Annotated in this window: 26 protein-coding genes; 10 read left to right on the forward strand and 16 right to left on the reverse strand. The window is 56.7% G+C overall.

Going from position 1 to position 23629, the window contains the following annotated elements; all coding sequences use genetic code 11:
* Positions 1-4 precede the first annotated feature (4 nt).
* The gene (locus tag P8T57_RS20605) at positions 5-241 is read left to right on the forward strand and encodes a thioredoxin family protein (RefSeq protein ID WP_071239764.1); all 237 of its coding nucleotides are present in this window, start codon (positions 5-7) and stop codon (positions 239-241) included.
* 26 nt (positions 242-267) lie between these two features.
* Here the strand turns inward: P8T57_RS20605 and P8T57_RS20610 are convergent, their stop codons facing one another.
* Both P8T57_RS20610 and P8T57_RS20615 read right to left on the reverse strand, forming a co-directional pair.
* On the reverse strand, positions 268-945 hold the full coding sequence (locus P8T57_RS20610) for a hypothetical protein (RefSeq protein ID WP_341364158.1): 678 nt from the start codon (positions 943-945) through the stop codon (positions 268-270).
* A 170-nt stretch (positions 946-1115) separates the two neighbouring features.
* The gene (locus tag P8T57_RS20615; protein WP_007089297.1) at positions 1116-1334 is read right to left on the reverse strand and encodes a DUF3126 family protein; all 219 of its coding nucleotides are present in this window, start codon (positions 1332-1334) and stop codon (positions 1116-1118) included.
* Positions 1335-1650: 316 nt separating this feature from the next.
* Here P8T57_RS20615 and P8T57_RS20620 point away from each other — a divergent pair, with 316 nt between their 5' ends.
* Both P8T57_RS20620 and hpt read left to right on the forward strand, forming a co-directional pair.
* Positions 1651-2313 (forward strand): glutathione S-transferase, encoded by a 663-nt coding sequence (locus tag P8T57_RS20620; protein ID WP_341364159.1) that lies wholly within the window; start codon positions 1651-1653, stop codon positions 2311-2313.
* Between the two features lie 195 nt (positions 2314-2508).
* Positions 2509-3045: a hypoxanthine phosphoribosyltransferase gene (gene hpt / locus P8T57_RS20625; RefSeq protein ID WP_063091850.1), complete on the forward strand. Its 537-nt coding sequence runs from the start codon at positions 2509-2511 to the stop codon at positions 3043-3045.
* A 41-nt stretch (positions 3046-3086) separates the two neighbouring features.
* Here the strand turns inward: hpt and P8T57_RS20630 are convergent, their stop codons facing one another.
* From P8T57_RS20630 to P8T57_RS20645, 4 genes are all read right to left on the reverse strand, one after another.
* Positions 3087-3605, reverse strand: coding sequence for a hypothetical protein (locus P8T57_RS20630; RefSeq protein ID WP_341364160.1), 519 nt, complete (start codon positions 3603-3605; stop codon positions 3087-3089).
* On the reverse strand, positions 3602-3892 hold the full coding sequence (locus P8T57_RS20635; protein WP_341364161.1) for a hypothetical protein: 291 nt from the start codon (positions 3890-3892) through the stop codon (positions 3602-3604). Before P8T57_RS20635 ends, P8T57_RS20630 begins: the two co-directional genes overlap by 4 nt.
* A 265-nt stretch (positions 3893-4157) precedes the next feature.
* Entirely contained in the window at positions 4158-5330 is a 1173-nt protein-coding gene (gene pobA / locus P8T57_RS20640; RefSeq protein ID WP_341364162.1) for a 4-hydroxybenzoate 3-monooxygenase, read from the reverse strand.
* 208 nt (positions 5331-5538) lie between these two features.
* A complete protein-coding gene (locus P8T57_RS20645) occupies positions 5539-6492 on the reverse strand; it encodes a transporter substrate-binding domain-containing protein (protein ID WP_341364163.1) in 954 nt (317 codons plus the stop codon).
* Positions 6493-6790: 298 nt separating this feature from the next.
* On the opposite strand from P8T57_RS20645, the gene P8T57_RS20650 reads away from it, so the two are divergent.
* Both P8T57_RS20650 and P8T57_RS20655 read left to right on the forward strand, forming a co-directional pair.
* A complete protein-coding gene (locus P8T57_RS20650) occupies positions 6791-7621 on the forward strand; it encodes an HAD-IIB family hydrolase (RefSeq protein WP_341364164.1) in 831 nt (276 codons plus the stop codon).
* Positions 7614-8843: a glycosyl transferase gene (locus P8T57_RS20655; protein ID WP_341364165.1), complete on the forward strand. Its 1230-nt coding sequence runs from the start codon at positions 7614-7616 to the stop codon at positions 8841-8843. The genes P8T57_RS20650 and P8T57_RS20655 overlap by 8 nt, the downstream gene beginning before the upstream one ends.
* Before the next feature lie 24 nt (positions 8844-8867).
* Here the strand turns inward: P8T57_RS20655 and P8T57_RS20660 are convergent, their stop codons facing one another.
* From P8T57_RS20660 to P8T57_RS20680, 5 genes are all read right to left on the reverse strand, one after another.
* On the reverse strand, positions 8868-9359 hold the full coding sequence (locus P8T57_RS20660; RefSeq protein ID WP_341364166.1) for a hypothetical protein: 492 nt from the start codon (positions 9357-9359) through the stop codon (positions 8868-8870).
* Between the two features lie 90 nt (positions 9360-9449).
* Entirely contained in the window at positions 9450-9920 is a 471-nt protein-coding gene (locus P8T57_RS20665) for a hypothetical protein (RefSeq protein WP_341364167.1), read from the reverse strand.
* Between the two features lie 123 nt (positions 9921-10043).
* Positions 10044-11135, reverse strand: coding sequence for a hypothetical protein (locus tag P8T57_RS20670; protein ID WP_341364168.1), 1092 nt, complete (start codon positions 11133-11135; stop codon positions 10044-10046).
* 117 nt (positions 11136-11252) lie between these two features.
* The gene (locus tag P8T57_RS20675) at positions 11253-13067 is read right to left on the reverse strand and encodes an alpha-amylase family glycosyl hydrolase (protein ID WP_341364169.1); all 1815 of its coding nucleotides are present in this window, start codon (positions 13065-13067) and stop codon (positions 11253-11255) included.
* A gap of 237 nt (positions 13068-13304) precedes the next feature.
* Positions 13305-13934 carry a hypothetical protein gene (locus P8T57_RS20680; RefSeq protein WP_341364170.1) on the reverse strand — a complete coding sequence of 210 codons (630 nt, stop codon included), beginning with the start codon at positions 13932-13934 and terminating at the stop codon, positions 13305-13307.
* A gap of 116 nt (positions 13935-14050) precedes the next feature.
* Between P8T57_RS20680 and P8T57_RS20685 the strand changes: the two genes are divergently transcribed.
* Positions 14051-14947, forward strand: a complete 897-nt coding sequence (locus P8T57_RS20685) for a LysR family transcriptional regulator (RefSeq protein WP_037991529.1) — start codon at positions 14051-14053, stop codon at positions 14945-14947.
* Between the two features lie 41 nt (positions 14948-14988).
* Here the strand turns inward: P8T57_RS20685 and P8T57_RS20690 are convergent, their stop codons facing one another.
* A complete protein-coding gene (locus P8T57_RS20690) occupies positions 14989-15387 on the reverse strand; it encodes a cupin domain-containing protein (protein WP_341364171.1) in 399 nt (132 codons plus the stop codon).
* A 147-nt stretch (positions 15388-15534) separates the two neighbouring features.
* Positions 15535-17250 carry a thiamine pyrophosphate-requiring protein gene (locus P8T57_RS20695; protein ID WP_341364172.1) on the reverse strand — a complete coding sequence of 572 codons (1716 nt, stop codon included), beginning with the start codon at positions 17248-17250 and terminating at the stop codon, positions 15535-15537.
* A 139-nt stretch (positions 17251-17389) separates the two neighbouring features.
* On the opposite strand from P8T57_RS20695, the gene P8T57_RS20700 reads away from it, so the two are divergent.
* Together P8T57_RS20700 and P8T57_RS20705 are read left to right on the forward strand one after the other, a co-directional pair.
* Positions 17390-18151 (forward strand): IclR family transcriptional regulator, encoded by a 762-nt coding sequence (locus P8T57_RS20700; RefSeq protein ID WP_341364173.1) that lies wholly within the window; start codon positions 17390-17392, stop codon positions 18149-18151.
* Between the two features lie 92 nt (positions 18152-18243).
* Positions 18244-18891 (forward strand): LysE family transporter, encoded by a 648-nt coding sequence (locus P8T57_RS20705; protein WP_341364174.1) that lies wholly within the window; start codon positions 18244-18246, stop codon positions 18889-18891.
* 25 nt (positions 18892-18916) lie between these two features.
* Here the strand turns inward: P8T57_RS20705 and P8T57_RS20710 are convergent, their stop codons facing one another.
* Entirely contained in the window at positions 18917-19429 is a 513-nt protein-coding gene (locus P8T57_RS20710) for an N-acetyltransferase family protein (protein WP_341364175.1), read from the reverse strand.
* Between the two features lie 92 nt (positions 19430-19521).
* Between P8T57_RS20710 and P8T57_RS20715 the strand changes: the two genes are divergently transcribed.
* A complete protein-coding gene (locus P8T57_RS20715) occupies positions 19522-20094 on the forward strand; it encodes an XRE family transcriptional regulator (protein ID WP_341364176.1) in 573 nt (190 codons plus the stop codon).
* A 19-nt stretch (positions 20095-20113) separates the two neighbouring features.
* Here P8T57_RS20715 and P8T57_RS20720 read toward each other — a convergent pair whose 3' ends face one another.
* Positions 20114-21055 (reverse strand): AraC family transcriptional regulator, encoded by a 942-nt coding sequence (locus P8T57_RS20720; RefSeq protein WP_341364177.1) that lies wholly within the window; start codon positions 21053-21055, stop codon positions 20114-20116.
* Positions 21056-21179: 124 nt separating this feature from the next.
* Between P8T57_RS20720 and P8T57_RS20725 the strand changes: the two genes are divergently transcribed.
* Positions 21180-22388: an MFS transporter gene (locus tag P8T57_RS20725; RefSeq protein WP_341364178.1), complete on the forward strand. Its 1209-nt coding sequence runs from the start codon at positions 21180-21182 to the stop codon at positions 22386-22388.
* A gap of 128 nt (positions 22389-22516) precedes the next feature.
* On the opposite strand, the gene P8T57_RS20730 is transcribed toward P8T57_RS20725, so the two are convergent.
* A complete protein-coding gene (locus P8T57_RS20730) occupies positions 22517-23452 on the reverse strand; it encodes a pirin family protein (RefSeq protein ID WP_341364179.1) in 936 nt (311 codons plus the stop codon).
* Positions 23453-23629: the final 177 nt, after the last annotated feature.

Consider the following 23629-nt stretch of genomic DNA (forward strand, 5'->3'; position numbering starts at 1 on the left):
CGCCATGAAATTGAAAATTTACGGCAGCGGCTGCGCCAAATGCCAGACACTCGCCAAAAATGCCTCCGCCGCCGCACAGGCGCTTGAACTCGACTATGACCTTGAAAAAATCACCGATACCAACGCCATCATTGATGCCGGTATCATGCGCACCCCGGCATTGATGGTCGATGAAAGCATTCTCGTCGAAGGCAAGGTCGCCACGGCGGATGAAATCCGCCAGTTGCTTCAATCGCGCTAAAGCGGCCGCATCGCCGGGATGCTGCCTCAGATATAGCGCGAATGCAGCCGCGCCATCCGGCGGCGGGCGAAAAAGCCGGTATGCTGGGTGGTCTGGACTTCTTCGGGGCGCAATTGGCCGTTTCGGTCGTAAATAAAGCTCCGGCTGGCCCCGATCACCCCTTTTTCCGAGCTATAAACCCCGATCACGATAATCTCGACCCGGCAATCCTCGCCATTGCGGACCGGATTGCAGGCCGCCGCATCTTCGTAATCACGCCGGGTCGCGTGATCAAACCGCCTTAGCAGGCGTTGCATCGCGCCCAGTTCAATACACCGGCCTGATGGCAAAGGCCCCTGCAATGTCACCTCGTCAAGCCGTGCCGAAAGGGCCGTCTTTTTATTCTGGTCATTCTGGTCATTCCGTTCACTCTGGCGCGTGCCATCATCCGGGTCGGCATCGGTCACAAGCTGGCAAACGCGGTTTTGCCCGCCACCAAGGCACATCACCACCGTTTCGATATGGATCGCTTCCTGACTCATATTGCTGATCAGGAACCGCGCATTTTCCGAATTCCCCAGCATCTGGTTGATCACGATTTTGGGCCGCCGCACCCGGCGGTAATTCTGAAACAGCAATTGCGCATAGAAAATCCACACCAGCAAGGTCGCAAGGCTGACCGCGGTCTGAAGCAATGTGCTGTGCTGTTCGATCCAGTCAATCATGCCTGTCCTTTGAAATGAAACAAACCGGGTAACGGGCGCGGGGGCCCTTTTCCCAACGTGCCCGACACGCTTTTGTTTCCCGCGAACAGCCCCCCGCACAAACGCCAATCCCCAAATGCAAAACGCCCCGGCCATCGGCACGGGGCGTTTGTATCGGCAATGTCGCAACCTTAAACGGCTGGCGGCAGGTCTTCTTCAAGGATGACGATATTCAGCGAATAGCTGACTTCGCCTTCGTCCTCGTCACGGTGCACAACACCGACAAACTCGTCGCCAACGCGCATTTCAATCGGATGGCCTTTGCGCTTGGGCGCATCGACGGCAATTTTCGGATTATCAAAAGTACGGCGCAGATAATCTGTAACGCGCGCGATTTCGGTCGGTGTCATGTAACTGGTCCCTTGCTTGTGCCAGGTCGGCTTTGGTCTTCGACCGCGTTCCGTACAAATGGCGCACCCTCTGCGCCCGCACGTCCCCGAACGGGTCTTGCTAAATGAATGACGGGCATTGTCCTTTCACAAACTGTGCCATGAAATCAACCCCGCTTGCGCAAAAAAGGCCCCAAAGGACGCAATTTTTTGCGCGATCCCGTCTTGTCCGTCTTTTGAACATAGGAAGTCGATACGTGAATGTCTAACGCATGACAATCCGCTTTGTGCCCGATAATCGGTTGCAATGCATTTCCCCAGGCGCTAATCGACTTATATGACTGATCACGATACCCGCCCGGTCTTATACAGTTTCCGTCGCTGCCCCTATGCGATGCGCGCCCGCATGGCCCTGCTGGCCAGCGGCACCGATGTCGAACTGCGCGAAGTCGTGCTGCGCGACAAACCGCAATCGATGATCGATGCCTCCCCCAAGGCCACCGTGCCCGTCCTGATCCTGCCCGATGGCAGCGTGATCGACGAAAGCCTTGAAATCATGGTCTGGGCACTGGCCGAAAATGACCCGGAAAAATGGCTGGAGCCCGAAAGCGGCACGCTTGAAGACATGCTCGCCCTGATTTCGCAAAATGACGGCCCGTTCAAACATCATCTCGACCGCTATAAATATTTCAACCGCTACGAGGATGCCGATCCGGCCGAACATCGCCGCGATGCCGAAAAAATCCTCAACCGGCTTGATGGCCGTCTGGCGGTTGGCAAATACCTGTTTGGCACTCGCCCGGCCTTGGCCGATTTTGCCATTGCGCCCTTCATCCGCCAGTTCGCCAATACCGACAGGGACGCCTTTGACGCCGCCCCCTTTGTCCATCTGCAACGCTGGCTTGATGATTTCCTGAATTCCCGCTGGTTTGCCGATGCGATGGTCAAATATGACCAATGGCACGAAGGCGATGAACCGGTGATATTCAAAGCTGCCTGACCGGTTGCCGTCTGCCTGTTTCCATCTGATGAAAAAGCCGTCGTATAGATGGGGTGACTGTTGCACAATCAGGGCGTGCAACGGGGCATGAATTCTACGGGATTATACTTCTGTTACCATTCACGGGCTGGTCATGGGGGGCAGCTTGTGATAGCAAGCGGGAAATCATCCCACAACGCTTCAGGACCGAGATTGATGGCCGATTATGATGTCAAGCCGCTGATAACGGCGGACGAAATTGCCACGCAGATCGATGCGCTTGCCGCCAAGATCAATGAAAACTTCAAAGATACTGAAAAACTGATCGTTGTCGGTCTGCTGCGCGGATCGTTCGTTTTCATCGCCGATCTGGCCCGCAAGCTGACCGTTCCGGTCGAAGTGGATTTCATGGTCGCGTCTTCGTACGGCGATTCCACCGAAAGCTCGCGCAATGTCCGCATCGTCAAGGATCTGGATGGTCAGATCCGCGGCAAGGACGTGCTGCTGGTCGAAGACATCATCGATACCGGCTATACCCTGTCCGAAGTCGTCCGCCTGCTTAAAACCCGCGATCCGAACCGGCTTGAAATCTGCACGCTGCTGAACAAGCCATCGCGCCGCGAAGTCGAAATTCCGATCCATTATTGCGGCTTTGACATTCCCGATGAATTTGTCGTCGGCTATGGCATCGATTACGCTCAGGCCAACCGCAACCTGCCCTTTATCGGCACGGTGCATTTCCACGGCGAATAAGCTTTCGGAAATCTGAAATGAAAATGGCGGGAACCATCCGGTTATCCCGCCATTTTTGAATCTGGTGTCGTGCTGCCATTTTCCGGCTGGTCTGGCGTCCCCGGTTGTTCGGCGGGGCTTGTTGTCGAACCAACCGGCCGATCAAACACGCCAAGGACCGATAGATCGGCAAACAGGCGCTCCAGACCGTCCTGCATGTGCCGCTTGTCGCCCTGCCCGGTTGCGTAACCGGCGCGGGCCGCATGGATCAGCATATCAAACAGAACCGCATCTTCATCGCGTGCCGGTTTGGCACCTGCTTTGTCTTCGCGTGCGATCCCGTCACTTGGGTCGCGTTGCAGAACAATCGCCAGCGCCACCAAGCCAAGGGCTACCAGAACCGTCCCAAGACCAAGGGCAGCACCAAGTGTCCCGAACTGCGCGGCCAGATAAATAAACACCGCCGCCAGCAGGAACCCGATCCCGATCAGGATCGTCACCCCGATAACCGCAAAGACCGCCAGCTTTACGGCGGCGGCCTTTGCGATTTCAGTGATCGCTTCAACAAGCTGATCGATCATTTACGAAGGAGTCCGCCAACCAGCATGCCAATGCCGAAAGTTATGGCAACCGAAGTCAGAGGGCGTTCGCGCACCTGATCAACGGCAACGCCGCGCGCATGGTCAAACTGGTCATGAACCTGACCTGAAACCTCGCGAACACGTTCGGCAGCAGATTGGGCAACAGAATTGGCCCGGTCACTGCCCATCGTTCTGAGCGTCTTGGTGACTTCGGCAAGATCCTTGCGCAAAGCCTCGACATCGGCCTGAAGTTTTGCATTATCCGTATCAGTCTTGGTCACCATCATAAAACTCCTGTGGTTATCCATTAACTTATTCGACACTTGCTTAACGAACCGGACCCCAAAGAAGTTCCACACAAGATTGTGATCATTTGGAGGCACCCGCGTCAAACCGCGGCATTCTGCGCCCCCGGCCAACATATTTTTCCAACAGAAATCCGCTTTTGACAAAAAAGAACGGCCCGTCGTGGGAACGGGCCGTTCATTCCTTGCAAATATCCGGGCGGATTACGGAGTGTGGGGCTCCAAACCATGCCGATCAGCAAGATAATCAGTAAGGCAAACCGACATAGTTTTCTGCAAGCGTCGTCAAACCTGCCTTCGATGACAGGATATATTCCAGTTCGGCGCGACGGATACGGCCGTCAAAATCGTGATGGTCATCAAAGGTGTGCAGCATCGTTGTCATCCACCAGCTAAACCGCTCTGCCTTCCACACGCGTGCCAGCGCTGTATCGGAATAGGCTTCAAGCAAATCATCACGGTTCTGCTTGAATTTACCGATCAAGGCCTCTGACAGGTAATGCACGTCACTCGCCGCAAGGTTAAGCCCCTTGGCCCCGGTCGGCGGCACGATATGCCCCGCATCCCCCGCCAGGAACAGACGCCCGTGGCTCAACGGCTCGGCCACAAAGCTTCGAAGCGGTGCAATGCTTTTTTCAAACACCTCGCCCTCATTGACCAGCTCCCCGTCCGCTTCACCAAGCCGGACCCGAAGCTCGCTCCAGAACCGGTCATCGGACCAGTCTTCGATCTTATCACTGCTCGGCACCTGCACATAATGGCGCACGACACTTTCGGATCGCATCGAACAAAGGGCAAATCCCCGGTCATGGCTGGCATAAATCAGCTCGTCCGCCACCGGCTTCGCCTTCGCCAGAACGCCCAGCCAGCCAAACGGATACACCTTTTCATAAGTCTTGAGTTTCGATTGCGGCATCGTCTGCCGCCCGACCCCGTGGAAGCCATCACAGGCCGCAATATAATCACAGCTCAGCTCAACCGGATTGCCATCCTTGACATATCGAACACGCGGCTTGTCAGTCTCGATATCATGCAGGCTGACATCCTCCGCCTCGAACACGATCTCGCCGCCATGATCAAGGCGCGCCTGTATCAGATCCTTGGTCACCTCGGTCTGGCCGTAAATCATCACGGTCGAACCACCGGTCAGTTCTTCGATATTCACATGCTGGCGCTTGCCATTGACACTGATATAGATGCCGCCATGAATGATGCCCTCGCGCTTCATGCGGGCATCAACGCCGACCCGCTCCATCAGGCCGACCGTCCCCATTTCAAGAACACCGGCCCGAATGCGCCCCTCGACATAGGCGCGATCCTTGCGTTCAAGGATAATGCTGTCAATTCCCTGCACATGCAGCAGATGCGAAAGCAGCAACCCCGAAGGACCGCAGCCGATAATGGCAACAGGGACATGCATGACGTAAACCTCACTTGACTATTCTTGTTGGTTTTCCGGAACAAGAACCGTTCCAATAAGGAAAGAATACGTCTGATTTCACATGGGAAGAATGGACAAACCGGGAAAAGGATAGGACAAATCGAACATCTATACCGCAATGGTTATCGCAACATATCCCGATGGTTTTGATCGGGGCGCTGATGGTCAAGGGATCATCAAAAGGCGGTCAAAAACCGCCAACCTGATCTGCCCCCACCTGATCTGCCCCGGTCGGATTTCCCGGCACGCTCCCCTGCCCGTTAACCGTCATTTTCGGTCCGGGCATGGCACTTGCGGTCTGTTCACATACCCCCCAGCCCCGGCACATGGCCCGGCCTTCGGGGGTATCAAGGAACCCGTCAAACGCATCGCGCAACACTTTGCCTTGCGGGTGATCCCTGGAAAACAGGATGAACATGTTCTCTGATTGCACCGGATCGGTGATGCCATAGCGTTTCACCGCATCCTCGCCCAGAACCCGCGCCATATCCATCAGGCCGACATCCTTTTCGTCAAAATAGATATCAGCCCGCCCGGCATCCAGAAACCGCCATGCGGCTTCCGATGACGTGACAATATCAGCCTGAATGCCCAGACGGCGAAATTCAACCTCGTACCAATAACTGGCAACCCCGACCGGACGCACCCCCAGGGGGGCAATATCGGCGATTGCGTCAATATCAAGCCCGGCGGGAAACCTGTCCTTGCGATAAAATCCGATCTGGTGCGCCCTTGCGATTGGATAGCGCGGATAAAGGACCTCGGCCGCGCGTTCGTCGGTCCAGATCCAGCTGAATGTCGCGGCATACTGCCCCGCAATGGTCTGCTCATAAGCACGCCGCCACGGCACAAAAGCATACCGCACCCGGTATCCCATCGCTTCGAATACCTCGGTCACCCGCTTGGTGTGAATGCCGTATCCGGCGGCATTTTCCGTAATCATCGGCGGCCATTCGCCTACCGCAAACAGAACTTCGGGCTTCTGCGCCGATGCTTCTGTGATTTTGCCGACTTCCTGCGCGACCGCCCCTGTCAAACCCGGGACCATGCCGCAAACCGCCCCCCACACGATCTGCACCGTCAACGCCCGTACCATCAATGCCAGTACCGGCAAAACAATACCCGTTCGTCTTTTCCCCACACCATACTCCTGCATGGTTCCGGCATATGCTGCCGCCTTACCCCGATAGGTCACTTTATTGTTTTTTCTGAACTTATCTTATGTTGATAAGCCTGACGGATTATTAAACGCCAAATTCGCTATTTTTCATACGCGCGATCACGATACCAGATCAAAATGCCTTTAATTTCATCAACATGTAACGACGCATAAAGTTTAACCTTTCCACTGTCGCCCTGTCTTGACCTGTATGCTAAGGTAAGTTCCGGTTATTGCACCGGCCCCGTCAAAAGCCTTTTGAAACCGACCAAACGGGACAATGACAGAACACAGCCACTGCGCCATTTTCACCGATCTTGACGGCACCTTGCTTGATCATGACACCTATTCCTGGGCCCCGGCGGTCCCGGCGATTGAACGCATAAAAAAGCTCGGCATTCCGCTGATTGCGATCTCGTCAAAAACGCTGGCCGAACTTTCCCATCTCAATGCCACGGATCATCTGTTTGATGGATTGATTGGCGAAAATGGCGGTGTCATCCGCCTTGGTGATCAAACCGAACAACCCGGCCCCGCCACCGAAACCATTGATGCCGCCCGCGATGCCATCCGGGCTGCCCTCTCCATTCCCGTCACCAGTTTCCGCAGCACATCGTCCGAAATCATCGCCGCCCAAACCGGCCTTTCCCCCGATGATGCGGCCCGCGCCGGACTTCGGCACTGCTCCGATCCGCTGATCTGGGCGCCGACGGACAAAGATGTCACCATCGCGCGTGCCATTGCCGAAACATTTGGCCTCAAACTGGTCAAGGGCGGGCGTTTCCACACCCTTTGCGGCCCGACCGACAAGGGGGCCGCCATGGCGCGCATGCTGGAACTATTGGCGCAAAACGGCGTTCTGCCTTCAACGGGTTTAACGCCTTGCACAATCGCCTTGGGGGATTCCGCCAATGACGCCACCATGCTTGCCGCGGCCGATATCGCAATCCAGATACCGCAAAAACACGCAATCACAACAACCGCATTGATACAGGATCCAAAACTGATCATCGCCCCGGAACCGGGTCCGTCGGGCTGGAACGCGGCAATCAATTCCCTTCTCGATCAATTGACCAATACCAATAACAAAAGCGAGGTACTTCATGGCTGATTTTCATCAGGGCGGGCCGATCACGACCCTGCACCGCATCATCGACCGCAACCCCGAAGAACTCGCTTATGAAATGACCGCCTTCGCCCGCCAGCGTCGGCAAACCCTGATCCTGCCCTGCCTGTATTCCGAACTTGAAACCCCGGCCATGACCACCATCCTTAATGGATTGAAACAGGCCACCTATATCGATCAGATCGTCGTCGGGCTGGACCGGGCGGACGCCACGCAATACGCCTATGCGCGGGAATTTTTCAAAGACCTGCCGCAACATGTCCGCATCCTCTGGAATGACGGCCCGCGCCTGCGCAGCGTCCATGATCGGCTCGCCGAATATGATCTGGCCCGCTATGAACCGGGCAAGGGCCGCAATGTCTGGTATTGCCTTGGTTATACGCTGGCATCGGGGCGAAGCTCGGTCATCGGCATTCATGATTGCGACATCGCAACCTACAAACCCGACCTGCCTGCGCGTCTGATGTATCCGATTGCCAACCCGGCGTTTAATTTCGCCTTTGCCAAGGGTTATTACGCCCGCGTTGCCAATGGCACGCTCAAGGGCCGGGTCTGCCGCCTGTTTGTCACCCCGCTGATCCGCGCACTTAAACAGGTCGTCGGCAAAACCGAATTCCTCAATTACCTTGATTGCTTCCGCTATTCGCTGTCCGGCGAAATGGCGATCCGCACTGACGTTGCCTATGGGCTACGTGTGGCGTCCGACTGGGGCCTCGAAGTGTCTATGCTGTCGGAAATGTATCGCAACCACACGGTTCACCGGCTGGCACAGGTCGATATCGCCGATATCTATGATCACAAGCACCGCGAATTTGACCCGGCTGAAAAGGATGATGGCCTGTCACGCATGGCAAGCGACATCGCCAAATCCCTGTTCCGCAAACTCGCCACCCAGGGCACGGTTTTCTCGCATGAAACCTTCCGCACGCTCAAGGCAACCTACTATCGCACCGCCCTTGACCTGATTGAACAATACCGCGCGGACGCGCTGTTTAACGGCCTTAAAATCAATCGCGACGAAGAAGAAAAATGCGTCGAGGTGCTGGCCGAAGTCATCATGAGTGCCGGCCAGCATTACCTTGATAACCCGCTCGAAAGCCCCTTCATTCCAAGCTGGCAGCGCGTTGAAAGTGCGATGGGCGATATCTTCGAACAGCTCTCGGGCGCGGTCGAAGACGACCTGAACGATGCAGGGATCGGCACTTGACGCGCACCGGCACATCGCAATAGGTCAAATATGATACTGGCATTCATAATCAAACCGGATGCCAAGTATCTGATCAATCAGGTCCCCATCCCGATTGCGCGTGCGCACCGGTAACAAAACGCGCAACCAGTGCTGATCGGCGCGCACGGCAAGGGTGACATGGTAGAATTTCGGCTCTCCGCACATCAACGTGTTGAACAATGCCGCCGTCAGGCAGGTGCCGTATTTCATGTCGATCTCGCGCGGGCTGGCGCGCTGGAAACTCTCCCGGTTCAGGGACACAATCGACGGTGCATCGATCCGCACCACGAAATCTTCCTTGATCGGCATATATTCATAGATGGTGATATCGTCGAGCCAGCGATGCAACCGCTCTGCGCTCAGAATGTCGCGCGACGGTACAATCTGCTCCGGATCTTCTGCGCGCGCCTCATGCCAGACCCTGACCAGATCAGTGACATGCGGTCCGATATTTTCGGGTAATTCATCAAGTTCGAAATCTGTCGTCTCGGCCATTCTGCAGTGTGACCTTCTGCCTCTCCCAATATTAGTAAAATTGGGAATACAAGGTAAAATAACAAGTCCCGGCCGAAAAATCGGCCCGTATCACACCTTATAAAGAAAATGCACTACCAGAACCTGAATGACAGGCGCACCCTTCCGGCACCAGGTTCGCACCGGCAACATCAGCCGCAGCCAGTTTTCCCACTCTATGCGCTCAACCCCGATCATGTGAATTTGCGCCTGCCCGGTTCTGACCACCTCGCACAGGGTCGGATAGACCGCCGTTCCGAAATCCAGATCAATCTGGCGCGGGGTTGACCCCTGATAATTCTCGCCACTGGCCGCAATCATGTTCGGCGCATCAATACGGATCAGGAAATCGTTGCGATCAGGCTGATATTCATAAATGCCGATATCATCGCGCCACGCCGACAGAACCTCGCAGCTTAATTCACCCCGATCGGGAATATCCCCGTCTCGACAGGCATCCTGCCAAAGCGCAAGCAATCGGGAAACCTGCCCGTCCACATCGTCCGGCAGGTCATCCAGCCGAATTTCCTGCGCATAGGCCATCGCGCAACAAGCTCCCCGACACGTCCATTCTATCTTTGTCGATCATAGGAACGCATAAGGCTGCAATGCAAGGCGCAAACATCAGTTTTTTCTGATTTTAAATGTTGCAGCAGATGAAATCGGTCAGATACCCTGCGGAAGAGGCGGTCGCAATGCACTTGGAATCCGGTTAAAAGCGTCCCGCTGCATAAAGAACATCCCATTAATCGTCTGATCTGGCCGCACCCGTGTCAAATTCAAAAACACAACCTCGTCACTGGCACGATACCCGTATCGCATGATGCCGTCATCGATACCTTCCTCGCCCAACAGCTCGACCCCGATACGGGCAAAAATATCCTTAACCGGCTTGGGTTTGCCGACCTCCCAAATCCCGCAGGATTCTCCATCGGGCGCCATCATCGCCATGCTCATCGTACCGTCAGGCGCCCACAACAGCGGAAACATATCGATTTTGTCACCAAACATCCAAAGGCGCTTATCCGTATACGACTTGCCCGCAGCACCGGTAAATTCACCAAGGGCGCTGCGCATAGCAACCCTGTCACCCATATTCGGCGCACAGATATCCTGCAAGATGGTCAAGGCAACCTCCCCACCTGCAATCTCTGGCCGATGGGCATTTTCAGTCATCTTTTTCGCACCTTCAACAAAGCTGCGCTCCGCCTCATAGGCTTCTTCGGTCATGAACAGGATAATGTCGACCTTGCCCACCCCGGCAACTCTGGTAACCATTTTCTTGACCGGATGGGCGGCTGTTTCCCGATAGCCATATCGCATCTCCTCAATATCGCTGCCGACCAGCGCAAAATCCTTATCCTCGATCACAAGGCCCAGTTGTTCGGTAAAGTAATCGGGTATGCCAATCCCGGCGGCCGCGGCAACACTGCATGCGCGCCCTTCGCTGTTGGAAATCGCACCGATATGGCGCCCCTTGTAAATGATGCGATAAACGCGGGTCTTTACCGTTTCATTCCCGAGTGGCTCTTCTTCGATGATCGGCAGTTCCTCCGCCATAGGCAGCGCAAGTCTGTCGATGGCTTCAGCATCGCCCAGATTGGCAATGCATATGTCGCGCGCAACCTGCAACAATTTGGCGCGCTCCGGCCCGTATTCGGAGGCTCGGCTCGCCTCATAGGGTTGCGTCGTCTGGCATCCAACAAGGGAAAGAAGCGCAAACACTGTTGCCACAAAAGCTATTCTGTTTTTGATCATGTCCACGCTGATCCCCGTTGATGTCACCCAAAGACAGATTGGCGCAACAATTACCGGTTGTCCAACCTTCATCGTAACGTGACAACGCCAAGAACCTCCCCCGCATCAAACCCGGCATCAAACCGGCATCGCATCGCGATAACGTTGCAACAACCGGCTATCAATGCGATTGCGCCCGTCGATATTTGAAATCCACACGATCTGATAGGGGGCTAGCGCAAGGATACCGTTGAAATCCTCGATCACCTGCTGCGACAGCAGATCGGTCCACCCCTCGGTCATGATCAGGTTGATCTTTGAAAGATCAAGGTCCTGCACCTGATCGGTCAGGTTGAACACACAGAAAATGCTTTGATCGTTCAGATGGCTTTGCCGCCACACGCCCAGCAATTCCGATCCAAGGTTAAGGGTATATTGCGTCGCATTGGGATGAAACGCCGGCTGCCCCATGCGGATCGACATCAATGCGCGCAACTGGTCAAACGCCCGCTTGGCGATGCCTTCTTCCGATAACCGTTCCTCGGCCTCCTCAAGCTGCCAGATTTTGCGGTTAAGCCTTCGCGGTATCCCGGTTTCCTCATATCCCGTCTGATCATTTTCGGTGGCAAAGATCGTCTGCACGTAAATCGCCGGAACGCCCTCAAGCGACATGGCAATCGCCTGGCTCATCACAAACCGTTCCAGTCCGTATGTTCTATCGCCGCCAAAACTTTCCGCCAGCATGCTAAACAGCGTGACGTTAAGTTCATAGGCCTTCTGCCCGCCGCCCTTAAGCGACCGGTAACTGACCTGCCCGCCCATCTTGCGCGCATGGTCGGTCATCACCTCGATATCCGCATCCGGGATCAGGTTTTCGGCCGGGCGCAGGCCAATGCCATCGTGGCTGGCGGTGAAATTGAAAAATGTGCAGCCCGCCGGGGCCGGTGGCATCGACATGATGCATTTGCGGATATAGTCGCTGCGCCCCGATAACAGCGCATGAATGATCACCGGCGGCAGGCTGAAATTGTAAATCAAATGCGCCTCGTCCTGATTACCGAAATAGGACAGGTTTTCCAGCAGCGGCAGATTGGTTTCGGTAATGAACAGCACATCGGGATGCACCGCCGTGGTCGCCAGCCGCAATGCCTTGATGATCTTGTGCGTTTGATCAAGGTTGATCGAACTGGTCCCGGCCACCTTCCAGATAAAGCCAATGGCATCAAGCCGCACGACCCGCACCCCGTGTTTAAGATATTCCAGAACGATTTTCAGGATTTCAAAAAACACATCCGGATTGCCGTAATCCAGATCAACCTGATCATAGCTGAACGTACACCAGACATGCTTTTCACCATCCGATGTCGTGACTTGGCTTAGCAACGGATGACTGCGCGGGCGCACTACATCGGAAAGATCATCGTCGGGGCTGGCGGTCTTGATGTAATCGACACCGGGCTTGTCGCCTGCAAGGAACTGCTGAAACCACACATGGGACGCCGAAATATGGTTCGCCACCAGATCGGCCATCACGGTCGCATCCTTGGATAATGCCTTCACGTCATCCCAGGTGCCAAGTTCCGGGCGTAAACTACTGAAATCGCTGATCGAAAAACCATCATCAGACGTAAAGGGGTGAAACGGCAGGATATGAATCCCCGTCAGCCAGTCCTTAAGCCACGTGCGATAAAAATCGCCAAGACTTTCAAGCCCATGATGCCCGTCGCGCGAAATACTGTCGCCATAGGTAATCAGAAACGCATCGCGCTGATCCCATTTGCGAAGATATTCCTCGCACGGCTCCGCCCCATCGCCCTCAAGCGGCAATCCCAGCACTTCAAACACCCGGCGCACCAGATCGGCGTGATCATGTTCCGGATACACATCCGCAAGCAGATTGCGCATTGCACTTGCGAACGCAATACGCCCCGAGGTTCCAATAACGCGATCCATGCTGGCTCCTTTGGGCAGGCAAATCAGGAATTCACCTTAATCAAATAATGATTTTGCCTATGATGCAAGCAACGATTTCAAAGTGCTAACAAAGCAGGCAGCCGAACCTTTCAAAAGCTGTTCCCGGCCCAAAGACAATCAATCACGCAACAAAAAACCTACCCGGCACATGGCCGGGTAGTGATTGAAATCTGAAAATCCGCATCCGGCAGAAGGCATCCCGGGTTCTGTTCATGACTACTCGGCAACCGCCCCTGCAACAAAGCCGGCAGACGGCACAACCGATGACCGACGTTCAAGCTGACGCCGCAACACCGGTCGCACGAACAAAATCGCAACAACAAGCCCGGTCGCCAGACATATGCCATAAAACAGCATGAAGTGCTGATATCCCAGCCACGGCGCAACCACGCGCGCGGCCCCGAACGCAGATGCACAAAACCACGACACGGAACTTACCGCACCAAGGATCGTGCATATCAAAAGCCTGACCGATGACGCTTTTCCCTGTTTGTCGGCGAATACCGGAAAAGCATAAAGGTGAAGGAAAATGCCATTGATCGTCAGGATAGTGACGACCGTAACCTTGGCAAATACCTTGCCGTTCGCAGTGATGGCAGCAATATCAAACCCGATACCAAGCCCGATCAATGCCACCCCGGACACCCAAAGCAGCCCCAACAGCCAAGCCGTGTAAACGGCATCCCTGCCGAGGTCATACCTGCCTTCCTGATACTGACCACGCAGCATCGCAATATCTGCCCGCGCCACCAGAACAAACGCAAATGCGAACGCAAACAGGTGCATCATCAAAACGGACTGCCGGATCAACGGCACTAAAAACTCATGGGGATCAACGCCCAGCACGATCTTACACTCCTTGTGCCCCTCCCCTATTTCGCTCCTGCACAAAATTTACGAGTGCCAGACCATAAAAAAAATTCTATATTTATGATCATCTCATTCAAATAAGTTGAAGCTTCATGTCCGGCATCACTCTTGATCAATTACGGGTTTTCGTCACCATTGCCGACCTCGGAAGCTTCGCCGCCACCGCGCGACACCTGAACCGGACACAATCTTCGGTCACCTACACGATCCAGAAACTCGAAGAACAGACCAATCTTGAACTGTTTGACCGGACGGCCTATCGCCCGACCCTGACCAAGGCAGCACATTCCCTGCTGCCCCACGCGCGCAAGGTCATGGCGGATATTTCCAGCTACCGCCAACACGCCAAAGGCATCGCTGACGGGCTCGAAGCTTCGATCACGATTACAATCAGCCAGTTTGCATCAAACGCCCCGCTGATGGATGTCCTTGCGGTTCTCGCCCAGCAATTCCCGACAGTCCGCGTAAGCCTTTCGACGGTAACGATCCAGACAACCGAAGTCCTTGATAACGGCGCGTCCGATCTTGCGATCTTGCCGGAATTCATTCCCTTTGGCTCCGACTACGCCCGGGCCGCCTGCGGTCGCGTCAGAATGTGCGCCGTTGCACGACCGGACCATCCGCTCGCCTGGTTTCCGGGAAAAATCCATATCGATGCGATGCACGCCCACACCCAGATCATCACATCGGCGCGCGATACCCCGACCCTGCAACGCAATCATGCCGTTCAGGCCTTGAATTACTGGAAGGTCAATGACCTTGAAACCAAACTTGCCATGATTTTACGCGGGATTGGCTGGGGCGGCATGCCCGAACATATGGTCGCCGACCATATCCGCAACGGAACCCTCGCCCTGCTCGACCCCGAAAGCTGGGATGGACTAAATCACATGCCGGTCCTCGACATTGTCGTCGCCCACCGTCAGGACAGGCCACTTGGCCCGGTTGCACAATGGATTTTTGACCAGCTTAAAGACGCGCCCCGGTAATCAAACCCGCAGCACCCCTTACCGCGTTACAAAATCAAAACTCAGTCGGCTGGATCTTCGGGCTTGTAGATCACGTTTTCCGCGCCCTCGGCCCCCATGAAAACGACAACGACACGTGCCGCCACCTCACCATCATTGATCCCCTCATGCCAGTAATCCATCGCCTCAAGCACGCCTTCCCCGGCATGATATGTGGTTTTTCCGGCATCGCCGTAATCGACCGTAATCTGCCCTTCAAGGATATATCCATAGGTCGGCACGCCATGCTTGTGCCAGCCGGTTTTCTGCCCCGGTGCCATCGTCGCCAGCACCGATCTGATCCTGGCCTTGCCCTTGGGATAGCTCACCTGCTCGCCGACAAAATTCACACCGCTATCAAGCAGCTTCACCCCGTCATGAACATCCTTGGCGGGCACGCTTTTCTCCGGATGTTTTTCCATCAGATTTTCCATGTTCTGCGAACGCTCCCGCGTCGATTGATTTCCGTAATCGGTAAATCATAGGCCGATGATGCGCCTAAATCATAAAAAACCGGGCATCATCACCACGACACCCGGTTTTCATCAACGGTTCAGTATCGCCAACCTTTACGGCGCAATCGTCACCTCAACCAGCGCATGGGTGCGGTTGGTATCGATATGCGCAATCGCACGGCGCAGGATTTCCGGCAAATCGGCCGCGCGTTCGGCCTTGGCGGTCCATGCCCGGCTGGCCTCGGCAACCTTGGTGAAATCGGGGCTCGGTTTAAGTCCGGTCAGGGGCATCTGGTTGGTTTTCGCCGCATAACCATCGGGATACATCCCGGTCACCGAAAGCCGCACCGCCCCCCATTCATTATTGTTCAGAACAAGGATCAGGATCGGAAGCTCAAGCGCCTCGGCGATCTGATGGCACGCCGTCGGATTGGCAAACATGTATGATCCATCGCCCATGGTCGCGATCACCAGCTTGTTTTTATCGGCCAACTGATAGCCCATCGACGCCGGGAAGGACCAGCCAAGCCCGCCGGAATGCGGCTCCTGATACCAGCTACTGTGCTCCGAAAGCGAAAGCGGCTCCAACGGGCAGCCAAGCTCGGAAAACACCGTTGCCGACCGCCCGGCAATCGCCTCCGAAAGGCACCGCGAAACAAACGCCTTGCTCATCGGATCAACTGATCCGGCATCGGCGGCCGCGCGCACCTTCTTGCGCGTGGCCGCATTGATCGCCGCGACCCTTTCAAGTCGGTCCGCGCAGGTTTCGCGATGATCGCCGTGATGGCGATCCAGCGCGTCGGCCAGCGCCAAGATCACATCGCCGGTTTCCCCGGTAAGTGATAGGTCGGCGGCAAAATTGCGCCCCGGAAAACGGGAATAAAGCGGGTTCTGCCCGATCTGGATCACCTTGCAATCGGGGCGCAGCGTATGAATATCGGGTGACCACGGCGCAAGGCAATCAATCACCAGAACCGCATCGGCATCTTTGAGCCACGGCGCCGGGTCCATGCCCGCCATCATCGGATGATCGGTGCCAAGGGCAAGCTGGATCGCCCAGTATTGCACCACCGGAATGCCCCACTGATCCACCAGTGACGACAGGCGATCAAAGGCCTCGTGGGTGCCCGTACCCCGCTGCGCGATGATCACCGGGTTTTTGGCATTGGCAAGGATGCGCGCCGCATCCTCAAGGCTTTCCTTGGGCGGCATCACCCGCACCGGCTGCATGCGAAGCGGCGCGTCAATCCCATCCCCAGGACAGGGTTCGCACAAAACCTCGCGCGGCAGGGACACATAAACCGGCCCCTTGGGGACCGAGGACGCAATTGCATAGGCCCGGTCAACCACGTCGGGCACCTGTTCGGGGAATTTAAGCTCGTATTCCCATTTCGATGCCTCGCGCACCATCGCCGCCTGATCACGCATTTCCTGGCCCCAGCCAATCGGCACGGTCCGCGCGCCAAGCCGCCCCTGTTCCATAACCGGGGTGCGTCCCGACATCAGGATCACCGGCACATGCTCCGTCGCGGCATTGATCGCGCCAATCGCGCAATTGGCCAACCCGACATTGGTATGCGCCATCACCGCCTGGATTTTGCCGGTCGCGAGGTAATAGCCATGCGCCATACCCATCGCGGCATTTTCATGCGGCATGACAAGCGCATTGGGAAGCTCGATATCCTTGGCATTGGCTTCGGCCAGCCCTTCGATGATCGGCGGAAAATCGGTGCCGGAATTGGCAAAGATATAATCCACCCCGATCGCCTTCATCCGCGCCAGAACGGCCCCGCCTGCGGTGAGCGTGATGTGCGCCTTGTCATTTTTCATTTGACGTTCCTACCATATTTCTATATTTGAAATTTAATTTATAATATAGTTTATTCTTGAAATCGGGCATGCGTCAAGACACCGCGACGCAAAACCATGCGCGTGCAGCATATGCCACCCGGGGCAAAGGATACGGATCATGACAAGCCAGCTTAACGGATCAGTTCTCAAGGCGTTTCGCATTCTTGAACTGTTTGCCGAGGGACGGTCTGAGCTGACCGCCAGCGACACGGCGGCCGCCCTTGGCATCAACACCATCACCGCCCACCGGTTCCTGCATACGCTTGAACAGGCCGGTGCATTGCGCATGGTCGCGCGCGGGGTGTTCCGGCTGGGCTATGTCTTTGCCGATCTGGGGGATCGTGTGCTGCGCGACGGCAGCCTGCCCAATCTGATCCAGCCGGTGCTGGACGATCTGGCGCGTAACGTGGGGGATGCCTGCATGGCCACCGAATTTGACCGCGACATGGCGGTCTGCATCGCCAAGGCCCTGCCGGATCGGTCGCTTTATGTCGATATCCGCATCGGATCACGCCTTGATGCCTTTTGCACCGCCCATGGCAAACTGTGGCTGGCCTTCATGGGCCCGGATGATCAGGACCGTTATTTCGACACCGTGCGCCTGACCGGCATGACCGAACGCACCATCACCGATCTGGCGGCGCTCAAATCCGAACTGCGCACCATCCGCGAACAGGGCTTTTCAATGAATAACGGCGAACGCGAAAGCGACATTTACGCCATCGCCGTCCCGGTCCTGACCCAGCATGGCCGCATGGTTTCGGCCATTTCGGTCTTTGGCGCATCGCCGACCCTGATCGAACAGAAACGCGATACGCTGCTTGACGCCCTGCGCGATGCCGCCGAAAACGCGACCCGCGCCCTTTACGGGCATTTCTAGAGCACGTCGCGTCACAATCGTTCAAGACGACATCCGGCAAACCATGCGACATTTCCGGCGATGGCCCCAAAACCGGAAAGGTGCGCAAAGTGATGATTGAAAATCTGCTGCTGCTTTGGCTTGCCGCCCTGCCGCTGATGGGCAGCCCCGGCCCCGCGACCATAAGCCTGGCCGCAAGTGGTTCGGCCTTTGGCATTCGGCCAAGCCTTGGCTATCTCGGCGGGATCATCATCGGCACGATTGCGGTTTTGCTGCTGGTCGCCACCGGTATTGCCACCGCCCTTCTCGCCCATCCAATTGCCGGTCAGGTCCTGACGGCGATTGCCGCAATCTATATCCTTTATCTGGCATGGAAAATCGCCACCGCCCCGATCAAAGCAGCACGGACTTCCCCAGACGCGCAACAGTCACCTGAAACCACCCCTGAACCCACTCCTAAAACCACTGGCCCCGATTTTCGCGGCGGTGTGATGCTGGCAATCGCCAATCCCAAGGCCTTTGCCGCCATCGGCGCGGTCTATGCCGCCCATGCCATCGCGCCACATTCCCTATGGCTGGATAACGCCCTGAAAATCGCGGCTCTGGCGCTGGTGATCGTGCTGGTCAATAGCCTGTGGCTGGTTTTCGGGGCGGGCTTTGCGCGCCTGCTTTCCGATCCGCGTTTCGGGCGGCTGATCAATATCCTGTTTGCCGCCCTGCTGATCGCATCCCTCGCCATGGCCCTGCTGTCGCTATCCTGACGGCAACAGGAATCTTCTGCGTCATTTACGCGCGGGCACCCGGCTCGTTTAAAAAAAGCTGCATCGTCACAAGATCAAGCCACCGGTCAAACTTGCGCGCAACCTGCTTGGCGCGGCCGACCTCGACAAAACCAAACCGCTCATGAAATCGAATGGAATTGACGTTTTCCGCATCAATGCCGCCAATCATCACATGCATACCGGCCTCTTTGGCCATCGGGATCAGCGCCGTCAACAGCGCCCTGCCCATTCCCGCCCCGCGATGATCGACATGCACATGCACGGAATGCTCGACCGTAAAGCGATATCCCCAGCGCGCCCGCCACGGGCCATAGGACGCAAAGCCCAGAACCTTGCCATCGTCTTCCGCGACAAGCACCGGAAATCCCTGCTGATTGCGTCCCTCAAACCATTCGCGCCGCTCCTCAAGGGTGGAGGGCACATCATCATAAATCGCCGTACTATCGCGAAGAACCTGATTATAAATTTCAAGAATTTCCGGAAGGTCCCGTTCCGTCGCACTGCGCACAAGCATCATCGTCTCCGTTTTTTCATACCTATAATCTCTTGCTGACGATAGTCCATTATAGTAGACAGTCAATATCGATTTTACGGAAAATAAACATCACTATGATCATTATAGAAGACGAAACCACTGCCACCCTTGCTGCCCGGCTTAAGCGCGAACGCGAAATCCGCGGCTGGTCCCTGGGTCAATTCGCCGATAAATCCGGCGTCTCCAAGGCCATGATCAGCAAGATCGAACGCGGCGAAGCCAGCCCGACGGCAACGGTTCTCGGCCGGCTTTCCGGGGCCCTGTCGCTTACGGTTTCGGCATTGCTCTCGTCGGCAAGCCCCGTCCATCATGGTGTACGGAAACACGCAAAGCAGCCATTATGGTCGGATCCCGAAACCGGTTATGACCGCCGTCAGGTGCTTTCGGGGCAGAAAATCCCGCTCGAACTTGTCGAAGTCACCCTGCCACCCGGCAAACAGGTCACCATGCCCGCCTCCGCATACAGCTTCATTCAGCAGGCGATCTGGGTGCTTGAGGGAACATTGCTGTTTCACGAAGGCGACAGGGTGCATCACCTCGACACCGGCGATAGCCTTGAACTCGGCCCGCCGCAAGATTGCATATTTGAGAATAAAAGCCCTGAAAACTGCCGCTATCTGGTCGCCGTCGTACGCAACTCGTACTGACGGGAAACCGCGCGGCTGGCTATGCCGCCCGCATGGTGCCCGGTGATTTGCCGGTCGTGCGTTTGAACGCGCGGCTGAACGCCGCCTGCGAGCCATAGCCAAGCCGTTCGGCCACCACATCAATCGCCATGCGGTCGCGGGTAATCCACTGGCTGGCAAGGCGCATGCGCAGTTCCGTGACATAACGAAGCGGTGTCACCCCGGTGACTTCAAGGAACCGTTCGGCAAAGACCGACCGTGAACTGCCCATTTCCGATGCCATCGCCTCGACGGTCCAGTTGCGGCCCGGATCGCGATGGATGGCGGCAATCACACGCCCCATGCGCGGGTCGCGCAATGCCTCGACCCAGCCTTGCGCATCACCACATCCGCATTCGACCCAGTCACGCACGATTGATGCCGATACCACATCGGCAAGCCGCGTCAGGATCCCGGCAAAACCGGCGCGCTCGGTCGAAACCTCGCGCGCCATGGCTTCCAGCACCGGTAAAAGTTCGGGGTTTCGATCAATCAGGGTGCCGACCTGCATCACCTCTGGCATCATGCTGACCAGCGGATGCATCCCGCCAAGGTCAAATTCCATGCAGCCACTGAAAATCAGGGTATCCTGGCTTCGGCACTGCTCCGCCTTGCAGGCATGAATATCATCCACCCGGCGGCAGATCGTCGTGACACTGTAATCGGTGACATCAAGGCACGGGATGGACGGATCAGACAGCAGCGCATGAATGCCCCCACGCGGCAAAAGCACGGCATCACCGGCCTCAAGCGTATGGACAACCCCGCTATCGGTGCGCAGGTAAACCCGCCCGCGCGCGATGAAATGAAACTGTGCGCGCGTCGGGTCCTCGCCAAATCGCACGCCGAATGGCGGGGAAATCTGGATGCGGTTGTAATGCAGCCCGTCAAGCCGCATGCCGAGCAAAAGCTCGCTGATCAGGTCACTGGAAAGCATCTGCATGTCATCAATTCCGGTATCTTTCGGACGATTGATCAATAATCAAGGAGAAACTGGCATAGCCCGTCCGGCGAGTCCACTCTATTCTGTTTGCAATGCACAAACACTCTATCCGAGAGGACATTCGATGACTGAGACAGTAAATAAGCCCACGGCTGCTGCTGCGCAAGGCGCGCCGGCCTGGTGGGCGGTTATTTCCATGACATTGGGGGTTTTCGGGCTGGTCACCGCCGAATTCCTGCCCGTAAGCCTGCTGACCCCGATGGCCGATGACCTGCAAATTACCGAGGGTCTGGCTGGTCAGGCGATGTCAACCACCGCCATTCTGGCCCTGATCACGAGCCTTCTGACCGCGACCGTCACGCGCAGCATTGACCGCCGTTATGTCCTGCTGGGCTTTTCGATCCTTCTGACCATCTCGAACATCATGGTCGCCACCGCGCCAAGTTTCGCGGTTCTGCTGGCCGGTCGTGTTCTGCTGGGGATCGCACTTGGCGGGTTCTGGACCATGTCGGCCGCCACCGTCATGCGCCTTGTGCCGGAAAAAAGCATTCCGCGAGCGCTGTCGATCCTGTTTAGTGGTGTTTCGGCTGCCACCATCTTTGCCGCCCCGCTCGGAAGCTATCTTGGCGATGTGATCGGCTGGCGCGATGTGTTCCTGCTAGCCTCCCTGCTTGGCGTGCTCGCCCTTGTCGTGCAGTTCCTGACCCTGCCGAAAATGCCGCCGCGGGGCCGCGCAACGCTGCGTACATTGGTCGAGGTCATCAACCGCCCGCGCATGAAATTCGGCCTGTTTTCGCTGGTCCTGATCATTACCGGCCATTTCGCCCTGTTCACCTATGTCCGGCCGTTCCTTGAAAACATTACCGGCGTTGCGACGGCGGGCGTTTCGGGCATTCTGCTCGGCTTTGGTCTTGCCAACTTTGTCGGCACCTATGTCGGCGGTGCGCTGGTTGCACGGTCGCTTCGCATGACGATTGCCCTGATGCCGATGATCATGGGGCTGGCCGGGATCGGCATGGTGTCCATTCAGGGCGCGATTGTCCCGACCACCGTGCTTGTCGCGATCTGGGGCATGGCCTTTGGCGGGGTGCCGGTCGCATGGTCAACCTGGATCACGCGCACCGTCCCGGACGAAGCCGAAAGCGGCGGCGGCCTTCTGGTCGCGGGTTTCCAGCTTGCCATTGCAACGGGTTCCGGCGTTGGCGGCCTTCTGTTTGATGCCAGCGGCGCGCTTGGCGTCTTTACCATCGCCGGCATGTTGCTGGTGGGGGCATCGATCATCGTTACACTGGGTCTGCGGACCAGCCCTGTTCCCGCAACCGAACAGGCCTGAGGTCAGGACCGAGGCATCGCCCCACCCCCACCCTGATGCCTGATCAGGCGGGCCCAGTGCACCCCGGCAGTGTCACCACTGCCGGGGTTTCTTTATGCCAATTCACTCGGCTAATTCACTCGGCTAATTCACTCTGGCAGCGGGATAAATTCATCCCGGTCATCAACCGGCAGGTCAAACCGCCCCTTGCCCCAGTTTTCCGCCCGCCAGTCGGCCTTGGCTTCCTCCAGCCGTTCTTTGGACGACGCAACAAAGTTCCACCAGATATAACGCGGGCCCGAAAATGTTGCCCCGCCAAGGATCATCAGCCGCGCGCCCTGCTCCCCGGCAATCACCGTAATCCTGTCACCGGGGCGGAAAACCATCATCTGCCCGGCCTCAAAATCCTGCCCCGCGACCGAAATCGAACCCTCGACAATATAAATCCCGCGATCCTCGTGATCATCGGGCATCGGCAACATCCGCCCGGCGTCAAGCTTCACATCGGCATAGAAGGTTTCGGAAAACATCGTCGCCGGGGCGACCTCGCCATAGGCAGTACCAAGGATCAGCCTTACCGAAACGCCGTCTTCCTCGATCACCGGCAAGGTGCCCTTGCCGTGATGGGCGAATGTCGGGGCGATATCTTCCTGCGCTTCGGGAAGGGCAAGCCACGTCTGTATGCCAAACAGGCTGTTGGGGCCGCTTCGCGCCGTGGCCGATGTGCGTTCGGAATGCGAGACACCCCGCCCAGCCACCATCCAGTTAAGCTCCCCCGGCTTGATGATCTGATCGGCCCCGGTGCTGTCGCGATGATGAAAATCACCGCGAAACAGATAGGTCACCGTACCCAGCCCGATATGGGGATGCGGCCGGACGTCAACACCCTTCCCGGTCAGGAATTCGGCCGGCCCCGCCTGATCAAAAAAGATGAACGGCCCGACCATCTGGCGCTTTGGCGCGGGCAAGGCGCGCCTGACCTCAAACCCGCCCAGATCGCGGGACCGCGGAATGATCAGGGTCTCGATGGCATCACTATCGACAATATCGGGGCAGCCGGGTTCAAGTGCGGGGTTCCAACTCATGGGCGTCATCCTTTTGCGGGTCTTTGGACGGGTATGGCGACTTTATCGGCCCTGCCGATGCGACGGCCCGATGGCGATGATGCAGACTGGCGCGCGCACGACCATCCGGCTAGTCCCCCGAACCGCCACGCTGTGTCGCCAAAAGCGGAACACAGAACGGGGCACAAAGCAAAGCCC

The organism is Thalassospira sp. SN3W (assembly GCF_038070535.1).
Taxonomy (GTDB): Bacteria; Pseudomonadota; Alphaproteobacteria; order Rhodospirillales; family Thalassospiraceae; genus Thalassospira; species Thalassospira xiamenensis.

Bases quoted from the DNA above. Each gene is read 5' to 3' on its own strand.
- P8T57_RS20605 (WP_071239764.1), top strand. From the start codon at position 5: ATGAAATTGAAAATTTACGGCAGCGGCTGCGCCAAATGCCAGACACTC.
- P8T57_RS20610 (WP_341364158.1), bottom strand. From the start codon at position 945: ATGATTGACTGGATCGAACAGCACAGCACATTGCTTCAGACCGCGGTC.
- P8T57_RS20615 (WP_007089297.1), bottom strand. From the start codon at position 1,334: ATGACACCGACCGAAATCGCGCGCGTTACAGATTATCTGCGCCGTACT.
- P8T57_RS20620 (WP_341364159.1), top strand. From the start codon at position 1,651: ATGACTGATCACGATACCCGCCCGGTCTTATACAGTTTCCGTCGCTGC.
- hpt (WP_063091850.1), top strand. From the start codon at position 2,509: ATGGCCGATTATGATGTCAAGCCGCTGATAACGGCGGACGAAATTGCC.
- P8T57_RS20630 (WP_341364160.1), bottom strand. From the start codon at position 3,605: ATGATCGATCAGCTTGTTGAAGCGATCACTGAAATCGCAAAGGCCGCC.
- P8T57_RS20635 (WP_341364161.1), bottom strand. From the start codon at position 3,892: ATGATGGTGACCAAGACTGATACGGATAATGCAAAACTTCAGGCCGAT.
- pobA (WP_341364162.1), bottom strand. From the start codon at position 5,330: ATGCATGTCCCTGTTGCCATTATCGGCTGCGGTCCTTCGGGGTTGCTG.
- P8T57_RS20650 (WP_341364164.1), top strand. From the start codon at position 6,791: ATGACAGAACACAGCCACTGCGCCATTTTCACCGATCTTGACGGCACC.
- P8T57_RS20655 (WP_341364165.1), top strand. From the start codon at position 7,614: ATGGCTGATTTTCATCAGGGCGGGCCGATCACGACCCTGCACCGCATC.
- P8T57_RS20660 (WP_341364166.1), bottom strand. From the start codon at position 9,359: ATGGCCGAGACGACAGATTTCGAACTTGATGAATTACCCGAAAATATC.
- P8T57_RS20665 (WP_341364167.1), bottom strand. From the start codon at position 9,920: ATGGCCTATGCGCAGGAAATTCGGCTGGATGACCTGCCGGACGATGTG.
- P8T57_RS20670 (WP_341364168.1), bottom strand. From the start codon at position 11,135: ATGATCAAAAACAGAATAGCTTTTGTGGCAACAGTGTTTGCGCTTCTT.
- P8T57_RS20675 (WP_341364169.1), bottom strand. From the start codon at position 13,067: ATGGATCGCGTTATTGGAACCTCGGGGCGTATTGCGTTCGCAAGTGCA.
- P8T57_RS20685 (WP_037991529.1), top strand. From the start codon at position 14,051: ATGTCCGGCATCACTCTTGATCAATTACGGGTTTTCGTCACCATTGCC.
- P8T57_RS20690 (WP_341364171.1), bottom strand. From the start codon at position 15,387: ATGGAAAAACATCCGGAGAAAAGCGTGCCCGCCAAGGATGTTCATGAC.
- P8T57_RS20695 (WP_341364172.1), bottom strand. From the start codon at position 17,250: ATGAAAAATGACAAGGCGCACATCACGCTCACCGCAGGCGGGGCCGTT.
- P8T57_RS20700 (WP_341364173.1), top strand. From the start codon at position 17,390: ATGACAAGCCAGCTTAACGGATCAGTTCTCAAGGCGTTTCGCATTCTT.
- P8T57_RS20705 (WP_341364174.1), top strand. From the start codon at position 18,244: ATGATTGAAAATCTGCTGCTGCTTTGGCTTGCCGCCCTGCCGCTGATG.
- P8T57_RS20710 (WP_341364175.1), bottom strand. From the start codon at position 19,429: ATGATGCTTGTGCGCAGTGCGACGGAACGGGACCTTCCGGAAATTCTT.
- P8T57_RS20715 (WP_341364176.1), top strand. From the start codon at position 19,522: ATGATCATTATAGAAGACGAAACCACTGCCACCCTTGCTGCCCGGCTT.
- P8T57_RS20720 (WP_341364177.1), bottom strand. From the start codon at position 21,055: ATGCAGATGCTTTCCAGTGACCTGATCAGCGAGCTTTTGCTCGGCATG.
- P8T57_RS20725 (WP_341364178.1), top strand. From the start codon at position 21,180: ATGACTGAGACAGTAAATAAGCCCACGGCTGCTGCTGCGCAAGGCGCG.
- P8T57_RS20730 (WP_341364179.1), bottom strand. From the start codon at position 23,452: ATGAGTTGGAACCCCGCACTTGAACCCGGCTGCCCCGATATTGTCGAT.